This window comes from Paractinoplanes hotanensis, assembly GCF_023717965.1.
GTDB lineage: Bacteria > Actinomycetota > Actinomycetes > Mycobacteriales > Micromonosporaceae > Actinoplanes > Actinoplanes polyasparticus.
This window is the reverse complement of sequence record NZ_JAMQOL010000099.1, coordinates 1-12,284: the sequence shown is the minus strand read 5'-3', so window position 1 is coordinate 12,284 and position 12,284 is coordinate 1. Positions and strand designations below refer to the sequence as shown.

Annotated in this window: 11 protein-coding genes and 1 pseudogene; 1 reads left to right on the top strand and 11 read right to left on the bottom strand. The window is 64.8% G+C overall.

What is annotated here, in order from left to right; all coding sequences use genetic code 11:
- Positions 1-55 precede the first annotated feature (55 nt).
- The 11 genes and pseudogenes from LXN57_RS47260 to LXN57_RS47215 form a co-directional block, all read right to left on the bottom strand.
- Positions 56-316 carry a hypothetical protein gene (locus tag LXN57_RS47260; protein WP_251804881.1) on the bottom strand — a complete coding sequence of 87 codons (261 nt, stop codon included), beginning with the start codon at positions 314-316 and terminating at the stop codon, positions 56-58.
- Between the two features lie 75 nt (positions 317-391).
- On the bottom strand, positions 392-1,297 hold the full coding sequence (locus LXN57_RS47255) for a hypothetical protein (RefSeq protein WP_251804880.1): 906 nt from the start codon (positions 1,295-1,297) through the stop codon (positions 392-394).
- A 47-nt stretch (positions 1,298-1,344) separates the two neighbouring features.
- A complete protein-coding gene (locus LXN57_RS48155) occupies positions 1,345-1,479 on the bottom strand; it encodes a hypothetical protein (protein WP_285904772.1) in 135 nt (44 codons plus the stop codon).
- Between the two features lie 97 nt (positions 1,480-1,576).
- Positions 1,577-2,401, bottom strand: a complete 825-nt coding sequence (locus tag LXN57_RS47250) for a hypothetical protein (RefSeq protein WP_251804879.1) — start codon at positions 2,399-2,401, stop codon at positions 1,577-1,579.
- An 883-nt stretch (positions 2,402-3,284) separates the two neighbouring features.
- A complete protein-coding gene (locus LXN57_RS47245) occupies positions 3,285-4,646 on the bottom strand; it encodes a peptidase inhibitor family I36 protein (protein ID WP_251804878.1) in 1,362 nt (453 codons plus the stop codon).
- A 658-nt stretch (positions 4,647-5,304) separates the two neighbouring features.
- Positions 5,305-6,573: a hypothetical protein gene (locus LXN57_RS47240; RefSeq protein ID WP_251804877.1), complete on the bottom strand. Its 1,269-nt coding sequence runs from the start codon at positions 6,571-6,573 to the stop codon at positions 5,305-5,307.
- 178 nt (positions 6,574-6,751) lie between these two features.
- Positions 6,752-7,720, bottom strand: coding sequence for an alpha/beta fold hydrolase (locus tag LXN57_RS47235; protein ID WP_251804876.1), 969 nt, complete (start codon positions 7,718-7,720; stop codon positions 6,752-6,754).
- A gap of 304 nt (positions 7,721-8,024) precedes the next feature.
- Positions 8,025-8,771: a hypothetical protein gene (locus LXN57_RS47230; protein ID WP_251804875.1), complete on the bottom strand. Its 747-nt coding sequence runs from the start codon at positions 8,769-8,771 to the stop codon at positions 8,025-8,027.
- A gap of 215 nt (positions 8,772-8,986) precedes the next feature.
- Positions 8,987-9,885, bottom strand: a pseudogene (locus LXN57_RS47225) (IS5 family transposase).
- A 130-nt stretch (positions 9,886-10,015) separates the two neighbouring features.
- Positions 10,016-10,561 carry a GNAT family N-acetyltransferase gene (locus LXN57_RS47220; protein WP_251804874.1) on the bottom strand — a complete coding sequence of 182 codons (546 nt, stop codon included), beginning with the start codon at positions 10,559-10,561 and terminating at the stop codon, positions 10,016-10,018.
- Between the two features lie 215 nt (positions 10,562-10,776).
- On the bottom strand, positions 10,777-11,226 hold the full coding sequence (locus LXN57_RS47215; RefSeq protein ID WP_251804873.1) for a MarR family winged helix-turn-helix transcriptional regulator: 450 nt from the start codon (positions 11,224-11,226) through the stop codon (positions 10,777-10,779).
- Positions 11,227-11,328: 102 nt separating this feature from the next.
- Here LXN57_RS47215 and LXN57_RS47210 point away from each other — a divergent pair, with 102 nt between their 5' ends.
- A complete protein-coding gene (locus LXN57_RS47210; protein ID WP_251804872.1) occupies positions 11,329-12,063 on the top strand; it encodes an SDR family NAD(P)-dependent oxidoreductase in 735 nt (244 codons plus the stop codon).
- Positions 12,064-12,284 lie beyond the last annotated feature (221 nt).

Here is a 12,284-nt window from a genome sequence, read left to right as displayed (position 1 = left end):
TCAACATGTTGCGCACGGCGGGCATCCTGTCCCACCAAACCACCAAGATCAAATGCTACGACTGGCTGAACTCGCCCTCGTCTTCGATGACCACCTTGGGTGTCGCCTGAACACGAACACGAACACGTCCCACGGCATCGGAGGTGCCGTATTCCACGACCAGCGCCGCGATGGTTCCGTTTCTCTCCGCCCTCAAGAGGGTTGCCTGCTCGGGATACCGGAGGCCCGCACCCAGAGGCTGGCCGACAGCGTGATCGACGAGCTGATCGCCCACTGAAGAACCGCCTGGAATGCCGACCCGGATGGTGCGCCGCATGCTCGTTGATTCCGACTTCAACGTCCCGTTCTGCTACGAATCTGCGCATTCCCGAGCCGGCGCATCAGAATCTTGTCAGCTACCCGGCTGACGGATTGCGGCGCCCGGATCGGTGCTCTGCTCGAGGGCCGTCCACCACTCCTCCAGCTCGTCGACCCGCCTCTGGAGTGCGGCGTTCGCCGCCCGGGCGGTCGCCAGTTCCTCGGTCAGCGCACCGATCGGCCCGGAGGCGGTCAGGGCGTCGAGCCAGCCCATGACCAGCCGATCCTCGGTGGCGACCCGGCGGAGAGCGGAGGCGACCACCTCCGGTGACAACTCAGCCACGAACTCTCTCGGGAGCGTAAGCAGGCGCGCGACTTCGCTGAGGCTCCGCGCGGCGGTCATCTGGCGCCGGAGGCGCTCAGCGGACGGCACCGCCGGTTCGGCCGGTGCCGCGGCCGCCGCGACCGGCTTGGCGGACCCCGGAGCGGGCTTCGACGCAGGCACGGGGGTAGGCCGCTCCGGTTCCGGCTCGGACTCGGCGTCCGACGGAAGATCGGGAAGGTCGTCGCCCACCCAGGCGTAGGCCAGGGTGTCGCCCTTCTGCCGTCGGACGACATTTGGCCACTTGGGTAGAACCGCCAGCGCGCGGGGCCAGTGCCGGGCCCACGTCTCGTTCCGGAGCCCGAGCTCAAACAGATGCTCCCGGATCTCTCCAACCTTCAGCGGGACCGGCGAGTCGGCCAGCAGGTGAAGAACCACCGCGAGGGGCTCTTGGGCGAAGACGGCATGGAACAGCCGAGTGTCGGACAGGGCCAGGAAACGCAGCGAACCCCTCGTCGCGACGTGAACGTCGGCGGCTCGTCGGACGTGCTCCTCCTCATCGGTGTCATCCCACTTGACGTGATAGTTCGTCCCGTCATCGGCGAGGATCGATCCGGTTCGGGCGCGGCGTACGCCGAACGCATCGGACACCCGGACAAGACCCTGGTCTGCGCTCACGAATGCGACTGTAATGGTTGGCGTCGCGGCCGCGGCGCCGGCCGAAGTCAGCCGTCCTGGCCGTCCGTGCGCCCGGCGCCGACCGCCGACATCCGGTTGATCGCATAGACCCGGTAGCAGGCGGCACGCAACGCCTGCACCCTGGCACCGCGGTCGCTTTCGATACCGAGCGTGGCAGACATCAGCGGCACGCCTCGCACCAACGGCGGCATGAGAGTGCGCGGGCACCGGACCCGCTGGTATGCGGTATGTGCAGCTCCATGCTGTCCGGAAGAATAGTTAACTTTCCCCGTCTGCTTTGCTGGACATCCTCCGGATATCGGATATCGAATACGATTGCGGTGCAGCCAATTCCGGGAGTTCTTCTCTAATCTTCAGCAGATCGGCGGCGAGGCTTCGCTCGACGACTGCGACAGCCGAATAAGCCATCTGCATTCCATGCAAAAGGTCCAGCCAGTCGGAATCCTCCCATGCCTTCGGATTAAGGTAGTGCCGCCGATACCAAAGGGCGAAATGCAGTTTGCGTCCACGATAGTAGTCGCGGTCACGAAGCTTGTCAGATCGGTATTCATGTCCGCCTGTCATGCACATGCCGTTCAGGTATGAGTCCAGGCATGACCAGAAGTGGTCTTGCCACCTACCGCGATTCTTCTTGGGCCACCGCGCCCGAAACAGCTCGATATCGGTCAAACGTGCTGCGATGATCGGACCTTTCTCGGCGTCCCAGCCTTGATGGGCGATACCAGATGCCATCTGCTCGCGCCACACTTGCCGGCCCTCCGGCGTCGCAGTATGCAGGGTGACGAAGAAGTCGTGCTCGACTTGCCAGGAATTCCGCCCCGAAAGCTCTGATTGATCCGACCAACCTGCAAGGCACACCGGGAGGACGTCGAACAGCGCATCGAGTCCGCCAATCAGATCTGGTCGCCGACTGAGCTCTATTAGCTGATATGGACCCAAGATCAGATAATTTGCGCGTCCCTCGATTGCGTACTTGATCGATTCTGGAGGAAGCCTACGCTTCGCCAGCTCGCTCCATACATTCGTGTCAAGGTACATGGCTCGGCCGAGTCGGCCGTAAGTAAGTGATCCGAAATCCCACACCGGGCAGTCCTTCCACCTTGAGGGCAGACCACATTCTGGTCGATGCAGAGCCTCTCCGCAAATGCATATTGGGGCACTTGGAGGATGCTCGATAGGAATTTCCAGAATATTCCTCACGTTCACCCCTAGCGCTGGGGGCTATCACCTGGGACCGTGCCAGCCTCCGAGAAAGTACGCACCGATGTACAGTTCGTCACGCGACTTGTCCCTACGCCATAGGCTTCTCGTAGCTGCGGTCAGTGCCCTCTTTTCGGCAGATGATTGCGTTGGAGCGGTGTTCCGGCTTGATCAACGTTGTGGTTGGTGATGGGTGGTTCGGACTCGTGCTTGGGGCGTCCCAGTGGTCCGCGGGTCGACGGCCCTCCGGTGATCTCTTGGTGGATCAAGTCGGCCGGCCGGTTCCCGGCGAAAGCCGTTGTCGTCGCGGCGGTGGCGATAACCGCTGTGGCCGTGATCGATGCCGCCTCCGGAGCTCATGTGGTGTTGGCCGGGCTGTTGGCGGCCGGCCGGTGTCCCGGCGGGTGGACGCCTTTCCCTCGTCGTAGCGGAAATCGCTCCGGTTCGTCGGCGCTGTTTGGGGCAGTCCGGCGACCGGCAATCCGACCACACGTAGACCGCGCGGAGGGCAACGCCGAGACCCGCCGCCAGAGCGTTCCGGTCCTGGTGATGGTCGACATAGCGTTACTCCCGACTTCAGGTTTCTCGCCCGTCGACCCGTTCGCCGAGGCCCTTGGTCTCCGTCCGGGTCCGGGGGCACCCGTGACAGCGCCGTACTCATCGACGCGGGTCTGCCGGGGCGTTCCGCGTGAGTGCGGTCGGCTCGAATGCCGATCACCGGGCCAGTCCTTGGACCGACCCGGTGATCTCATGGCATTAATTACCGTCAATAGGTGAACTTGATGGATTTTATCTTGTTGTCGAAGTTCCAGGATGCCAAATCATAGACATTACCTTCGTAGTACACCCAATCAGAAGCTCCCGTACAGTTGGCGCCGTCGTAGAAGGTGACGTCCAGGCGCGTACGGTTATTGAGGGAGCTGGTGGTGTCCTTGAAGGCGGCCGGCAGGTTCACGCATGTGTTCACCGGCGCCGCGGGTATGGTCAGGCGCTCGCCGGTGAATGCCGCGTTGGCGAACAGGCACACTTGCCGCTCCGCATCCGGACACGGATCAGAAACCGGAGCCCGGAATTGGACGGAATTCGTTTGAATGTTTACGGACGGTATCGTCAGGTCGGCCACGGTCCGACCCGGAGCCAACGGGTACGACCTACCCGTACAGCCAACGCCCTGGAACAGCACGACTGTTTGGTTCGGTAGCTGGTTCCGGACGGACAGGGGCACGGAGGTGATGTTGACGCACGAGTTCGCGGCCTGTAGGGGGAAAACTTGAACCGCTCCGGAGTATCTCGTACCGATGAACAGGCATAGGCCCTGCACCGCGGACCCACACAAGCCGGTCCGAGGCAGGAACTTGACCGATCGGATCTGGTTGTCGAGGCCCACCTGGCCAAGGTCCGCGTTATTTGACGACCCCTCGATCGTCGCCGAGGACCCGGTGCAACCAGTGCCGGCGAAAAGGGCGACCTGCTGGGCAATCATGTTGTTGCGTACGGAACTGATCTGACCCTGATACGCCGGCAGAAGGTCGACGCAGGCGTCGGCCGCGCGCAGACTGACGACCTGATAGTCGCCAATGAAGCTTGGATTCGTGAACAGGCACAGGTACTGGCTTGCCTCGACACACGGGTCCGTGGGAAAACGAATCGGATCGAACCGGACAGACCTCAGCTGGTTGTCGAACCCCTGGATGCGAAGGTTGGGGTACCCGACGCCGCCGTCAACGAAATCCGAGGTTCCCGTGCAGCCGTCGCCAGGGAAAAGGTTGATCAGCTGATCCGTGCGATTGGTGATCGAGCTGATCTTACCCTTGAGTGAGGATTGGATGTCGATACACGTGCCCGCAGGTTGCGGCGTGAGAATCTGCGCCGCACCACTACCGTCCAGATCCGCGTAGAGACACAGTTGCTTGGGGTCGCACACTGTATCCGGCGAAACGGCCGCAAGGGTTGCGTTCGCAGTGCTCGTCAGCTCGAGCCGCTCCTGGGCGGCAGGTGCGGATGGCGCAGGGTGTTGCTTGACATCCGCGAAAGCGCCGTCGGCATTCATTGTCGCGACCAGCGTTGCGGCGAGAATCGCGACAACGAAACGACCTGACTTTAATGCGCTGCGCGTTAGGCTAACCATGTAATTCCCCCGTCCGTTCCAAATACATATACAACAATGCGGGCTCAGCGTTCGAGCCGACTCTCGCCCCGTTGAGAGGAGTCTTTGCCACGATCTCTGGCCCAGGCGGAGCATAGACTAGCATAGATACTGTGCTCAGCGTATACCCTATTAGTCGCCAATTTAAGAACGCCAATCAAGGGTGGTGACCGAAGGGTTCGCCGGGAAGCCGCGTACACAGACTAGCTGATCCCTACTTACCGCCGTGGGTCTGCGACGCGCGCCGCAGACCTACGGGCGCACGTATCGCTGATCCACAGGCTGCTAAATGTGAACCACGATCGTGCAATAGTCCCCGCGCGAGGAAATTTCGCGCCGAAACTTCGTTGTTCCGCCTTTGCACAAGACGAGCAGATAGGTATGGAACAACCGTCGCCGTGAAGGCTTTGTGCGCCACCTTCTCGACCAGGTCGTTGCGCCGGATGGGTGCCTGGTCGTTCATGGGGTGGGACAGGGATCCGGGAGGTGCGTCGAGCCAACGCTCATCCGGGGGTCGAGATGTCGGTGGTCTGGGTAGTCAGCCAACCCTGACTTTCCCACCCGTTTTTAGCAGCTATGTGCGCGGCGGCGTGCAGTTCTGCCACGTGTTACGCGCCGTCGGGCTCGGGCTGGGCGGCTTTCAGTGGCGGTTTTGTCTGCGGACGGCCATGAGCGTAGCCGCGGGCATTGGTGGGTCGGGCAACCGTGGTGCGGGCGGCAGGGTGAGGCGTTTGCCGACGAGATCGATCAGGGATTGCAAGTCGTCGCGGGCCTGGTAGCGCGGTGGCGCGTCGGGGCTTGCGGCGAATCCGGGATGCTCGCGGGAACCGGCGACACGCATCGTCCCGCGGAATTCACGAAACGTGGTCGGGGTCTCGTGCTCAGCGTGGCCGAAGCTGAAGTGCATGTCGAACCGCACCGCATCGAGGCCGCTCAGACGCCACCACTGCCGCCAGGGCTCCTGGTTGTTGGCGGCCTCCATCAGGTCTGCTTGGGTGATGTAGTACTCGTCGTCGGCATCGGTCTCACGGCGCAGGTTCCAGCAGTCGGACAACCCGCCGCTGAGCCAGTGCAGCTCCCGGTCGGCGACGGTCCGAACGGCAACGCTGGGTATCGGCGCGACGGCCGTGCCCGCGTCATGATCGTCGTCGCTCGCCGGCTCGTCGAGCGTGCAGGGATCGTCCAAGTCGAGAGTGAGCAGGCCCCGGCTGTCGCGCCAGATCGTGCTTCCGCCGACGGCGGCGGACACGCCTTCGTAAGGCACGATCTCGACCGTGCGGCTACCCCGCCAGCGCAGCGTGCGGGCGCTGCGAGCGAATCCGGCCGACGTGCTGAACGCCAGTGCCGGCCGGGAGATCGCGACGAGGCGACCGTCGCCGCGGCGCCGGACCTCGATGGTGACGCGACCGTAGCCGTCGTCCTGCAGGGCGAAGACCGGCCGGGCGGTGAGCTTGCGGTCAGGGCTGATCTTTCCCGGACCTTGCCAGCGGAACCGCAACTGGTGATCAAGCACGTGCTGCCGGGCGGCGTCGAAAACGGCCTGGTCCCAGCCACGTCCGGCGCCCAGCCGGCCGGCGGCCGCGTGCACGACCGCCAGCGCAAGCGCCGCCCGCATAGGACCCGGCAGCGCGGCGATGCCCGGCGGCAGGGTGGCAACGGCGGACTCGAACCCCTCGCCGCGGTCGGTGTCCACCTCGAGCAGCACATCGGAACGCTCGTCGTCGTGGTGGCAGAACAGCCGCAGCTCCGAATGCCGCGCCTTGAGGCCCGCCTCTCGGACCGCCTCGGTGTAGAGCTCACAGACGCTACGGCTGCTGCGCACGAAAGCGTCCTCATCGGGATGCTCCAGCCACGGCTGGTCCGGATGACCGGTCGGCGGCCAGAAGTTGATCCAGGACAGCCTCGACACGGCACCATCCTACGAACGCTGGGAATCTGACCAGGCAGCTCTCGACCATTCCGGGAACGGCACCCGTTCACCCAGGCGTTCTCCCACGCCCCACACCGCTGCCGCGAGTCTGCCTGTCATCGACTTCCCGGCGGATTCCCTCTGATCCGGGGCCAGATGATATCGGAGCTGGGACGGTTCAACTGCGAGCGACGACCACCTTTTCGATCTCGTCGATGACGAGCTGGGGCTTGTCCTGCGGGATCTCGTGTGAGCTTCCCCTGGCGGTGATGAGTGTGCGTCGGGGCCCAGCCTTGACGAACGCGGCTGCCGCGTCGCGCCAGCGCTGGGCGTCCTGCGGGGATCCGTCGAACGGCGTCTTCTCCGACACGATGTAGGTGACCGGGACGCTGTCTGGCCAGGACACCTTGTGGTACGCCCGATGGGTGGGACCGAAGTTCTCGGCCGTGGCGATGAGCTGCCGGTTGGCCTTCGTCGAGGGCTGCTTCTTGAGCGCTTCGATTTGCGGCGTGGTGACCGCGATGAGGCGCTGGATTTGTCTGTCGGTGAAGAACTGCGGCACGTTGGCGTCGACGAGCACCTCCCCGGACAGCACGCCCGGGTTGGCGCGGGCGAAGTAGGTGGCAACCTCCCCCGCCTGCGAGTGGGACACGAGGACTACATTGCGGGTTACGCCGAGCTTGCGCAGACCGGCCTGCAGGTCAGAGGCGGCGGCCCGGCCGTCCCAGGGGCCCTTGACCTCGTCACTGCTGCCTAGCCCCGCCCGGTCGTAGGTGATGATCTGCGACCCGGTCGCCTTCGACAGCTGCGGGACGATGTCTTTCCACTGTGTGTGGTCCTCGCCGCCACCGGAGTCCAACACGATGGCCGGTGAGTGTCCGGGGGTGACATAGAACGCGAGCCGATGCCCGTTGTTGTCGATCATGTGCTGGCCGGCCGCAGGGGCCGAGTTTGCTGGCTCGGCCGCGTTGGCCGAGGCAGCGGGAGTGGGAGCTGCTGAGCCGGTCGCGGGCGCGGTTTTCGGCGTCGCCGAATCACCGCACCCGGCGAGCGCGCCGGCTACGGCGACGGGCAGGACAACGGCGAAGGCGGCCCGGCGGAACCGAGACAATTTCCAAGTGGTGCTGAGATCGTTCTGCAAAGTCATGTAGATCATTTTTTGCGGTTTCTCGACCGCGTTCGATCCTGGTGGCACCCCGTTCGGATGGGGGGCCAGCCCTACCCTTGCAACGGGCGGATCAGAACCGCCCCTGGCCCTCTTGGCCAGGATTGTGTGAGTCGCCCCAGCCGCGTGACATCCGGGTTTTAGCCGCGATCCGGGGTTCCGGCCGCGCGAGAGACCGGGCGGGTTCCGGCGCTGGTGGCTGAACTCGCCGACATGAAGCAGCGCTTGGCCAGCTGTGTTCCGGCCGCACCTGTGCAGCAGCGGGCTGTCGATTTGTCGGCCTCGGTCACACATCGGCGACGGTCAGCCATTCTGCAGAGCGTGGCCGGTAGCCGTACCGTTTCGTCAGACCGTGCACGATGGCGGGCACGTGAGCGGTGCCGTAAACAACGGCGACCTCGATGTTCTCCCCGCTGTGCTCCTCGTGCAGACGGCAGAGAACGGCCAGCAGCCGATTGTCGCGCTCACCACCGAAGGCAGCCTCGAGTCGTGGCGACCAGTCGGCGAGATCCTCGTCTGCCGCCGAGGGCAGGTCGTTCTGTTCCACCGACCGCGACCAGATCATCCGGGTGCCGCCGAGCAGGCGCGTCACCACGACGAAGGGAAGCGCGCACCACATCATCAGCCGATGCGACAGCGGCACTCGCCGCCAGTCGACCGCGAAATCCTCGACGCTGACATCCGGGCGTACCACCGGAACGCCCAGCGCAGCGTAGTCGATGTCCTGCTCGACCAGCTCGGCTCGCCGGTTGAACCGAAGCACCGTGTAGCTGAGCGTCAGCGCGCCGACCAGGACCGAGCGCTTCCGCTGGCCGCCGCCTACGCCCTCCACCACTACGACGTCCGCCCGCTGGAGGCGGGGGGTCACTGTTGCATAGAACGCGGGCTTCGCCATATGGACCATCGGATACAGCACGAACTGCAGCGCCGACTCACGACGCCGCAGCCGGACAACAGCCGACCGGACCCCGAATTCGGTCACCTCGATGATCTGCATGTCGCCCTCGCACTGCGTCTGAACTGTGCCCGTCATAGTGGCAGCGATCGTCCAGCGCAGACAGCCTCAGATCTCCGTACCCCCGTTGGCTGCCGGTTGCGCCCATTCGCCGGAAAACAACAGACCCACAAAGCCGCGGATTGTTGTCGATCGCCGAGTGCCATGGACTGAGCCAGCCGGGCCAAGATCGATTTAGTCATCTGCCGCCGATCGGGCGCGGCGGGTACGCGCTAGAGCGTGTTTAAGAAGTGTCATAGCCACTCGTTGATCGCGGCGATCTGCACGGTGGCCTCGTACCGGACGGCGAGTTTGTCGTAGCGGGTCGCCACGGCCCGGTTGCGTTTGAGTCGGTTGATACCGCACTCGACCGCGTGACGCTGCTTGTACAACTGCTGGTCGAACGACGGCGGCCGTCCGCCTTTCGAGCCCTTCTTGCGGCGGTTCGCCGCCTGGTCGGCCTTGACCGGGATGCACGCCTTGATCCCTCGCCGGCGCAGGTACTCCCGGTTCGCCTTCGACGTGTACGCCTTGTCGGCCAGGACCCGATCCGGACGGGTCCTGGGCCGGCCACCACCGGGCCGCGTGACGCGGATACCGTCCAGCACCGTCGTGAACTGCGGGCTGTCGCCACGCTGCCCGGCGGTCAGCACCACCGACAACGGCTTCTGCCGCTGCTCACAACCCAGATGGACCTTTGTGGTCAACCCGCCCCGAGACCGTCCCAGCGCATGATCCGCCGGCTCGGCCCGGAGCCCGCCCGGCGGTTCGGCCTGAGAGTCACCGTCACGGCGGGCACCCGCGGCGTGCTGATGCGCCCGAGCGATCGTGGAATCCACGCTGACGTCCCAGGTGATCATCCCGGCGGCGTCCGCCGCGGGCCTGCAACTCGGCCAGGATCCTCGCCCAGGTCCCGTCGCGCTGCCACCGCCGGAACAGCCCGTACACACTCTGCCAATCGCCGTACCGTAAAGGGACGTCTCGCCAGGGAACCCCCACCCGGACCCGCCACCGGATCCCATCGATGAACTGCCGTTTCGTCCACGTCGGCGGGCGTCCTGGCTTCTTCCCGACCGGCAGGAGCGGCTCTAATTAGAACGCTCCACTGCTCGTCGGTCAGGTCGTGCCGCCCCGCCACCGGTATGGTGTCCACGAGGTCTCCGTGCAGATGTTCTTCTTCGTCGATGAACGATCTACCGGAGACCTCCCTACTTTTCGATCACCGACACGCCACCTGTGACCTGACCAGGCCACCACCACCACCGGCACTTCTTAAACACGGCCTAGCGCGTCGTCGTGGGCGCCAGGTCGATGGCATAGAACACCAGATCACCGCGTTCGTCGATCTCGACATGGTCGAGGCTCATACCGGCAGACTCGGCAACACGACGCGAAGCAGTGTTACGCGGACGGACGCCGGCCCACACTCGCCGCAGGCCCACGGCGCGGCAGTGCCGCAGCACAGCCGCGGTAGCCTCGGCGGCGTAGCCCCGTCCCCGATGTCCCTCAGCGATCAGGTAGCCGATCTCGGGTTCGCTGCAGCCGGTACGGCTGGCGAACAGACCACAGTTGCCGATCAACTGACCGGTGTCGACGCGGCGCACCGCGTACCAGCACAAGCCATGCTCGCGCTGTGTCGCTACACGGTTCGCGATCCACCGCGTTGTCTGCGCGAACGCGGTGAACGGTCCCGAGCCGATCGTATGGGTCCGCGGATCAGCGAACAGCTCGTGCAACTCCGCCGCATCGTCCTCGGTGAAGGCGCTCAACGCCAGCCGCTCGGTGTGCAAAGCCGACAGCATCGAGCAGGACGGGTACCGGGACGTCATAACCGCAATCCTTGAGGAAACGACCGCGCCTCGCACCTGACGGACCGTCCTCGACCGGCTCCTGACCCTCGCGCCGACGGACGGCTACGGCTACGAAGCCGTCTCCGACAACTGACTCGAGCGACGCTGCTCGCCGTGTTGACGTACTGCGGGTGCGCTGTCATGCCGATGTGACTACGTTGAATGGACTCAGCGGCGACGACTTACTGGCCCTTTTATTCGGTTTCTGCGGTAAGGGTGAGAAGGTTTCCGCGTACTTTTTCCAGCAGGTCAACCAGAATGGTTTGTTGGTCATTCGCCATTCCGGCGGTGGCGGTTTCGGCGAGCGTGCGCCACGCTGCTTCTATCTCCGGAATGACTGCTCGGCCCTTGTCGGTCAACTGGATGCTGGTGGCGCGCCGGTCACCCGGCACGGGTTGCCTGACGAACCAACCGCCTTGTTCCAGGCGGCTGAGGCTGCGTGTCACCGTAGGCTGTTCCACACCCAGCCGAGCGGCGATTTCCGAGACAGTTACGCCTCCGGGCTCCTGGCCGAGCATCCATAGCAGGACGTCCTGCCCGGGGTGCAACGCGAGCCTGCTCAGCACGTCGGCTTGCGCACCGCGGTACAGCTTGGCCACCTTGACCAGGGCTTTGTTGGTAGCCAGGACATCCGCCAGTTCCACTCCGGCAGTGTACGGGTTGACGACCTACAGGTTCATACCGCATAGTCGGCTAACCTATAGCCGACTATGGAGATTTCGATGGAAACTGGCCTGTCCGGCCGGGTGGCTCTCGTCACCGGCGCCTCCGGCGCCATCGGCAAAGCCGCAGCCCTGCATCTGGCTGCCGAGGGTGCCGCTGTCGCGGTGTCCTGGCGAGCCAACCAGGACGGTGTCATGGACGTCGTCGAAGCCATAACGCGCGACGGCGGCCGAGCCCTCGCCGTCCAGTTGGACCACAGCGACCTGGCCACCGTGCACCGCGTCATCGACCAGATCACCGAGGGCCTCGGACGGGTCTCGATACTTGTCGCCAACGCCGTGCAGTGGCCGTCCTTCGACGATGACGAGATCAGCGGCCTCACGACCTCGCTGGCCGTCAACACCGTCGGTCCAGTGGCTCTGATCGATGCGGCCTTGCCGGGCATGCGCGCCGCCGGCTGGGGACGCATCGTTGCCGTGTCGACCGACATCGTCGAGCAGCCCATGGCCGGGCCACTCGCCTACGCCACAGCCAAGGGTGCACTCGAAACAGCCGCGCGTGTGCTCGCCGTCCGCGAGGCCCGCCACGGCATTCTGACCAACACCGTCCGTCCCGGCTTCACCCTCACCGACAAGGCACTGGACGCTCCATTCCTGGGGCCGAAAGCGGTTGCCGCTGAATCCGAGAAAACTCCCACCGGCCGCATCTGCACCCCCGAGGACATCGCGTCCGCAATCACCTACCTGGCCTCAGCGGCAAATGGCCACATCAACGGACAGACACTGTCGCTGGCGGGAGGCCGCGAACTCGTCCGATAACCCCACGCGCGCCGTCATGCCGCGATCCGTGCGTGATGCCCAGCGACCAGGTCAGGGCGAGCTGCCGACAGTGAGCTGATCTCAACAAGATCCGGTTAGGTATTTGTATTCGAAATGGGTCAGGTGCAGCGCGGCGGCGGCGACGTCGCCGATCCGGCGTGGGCTGATCGTGGTGCGGCGCAGGGCTTTCCAGCGGCCGATGAGGATCGCGAAGCCGCGTT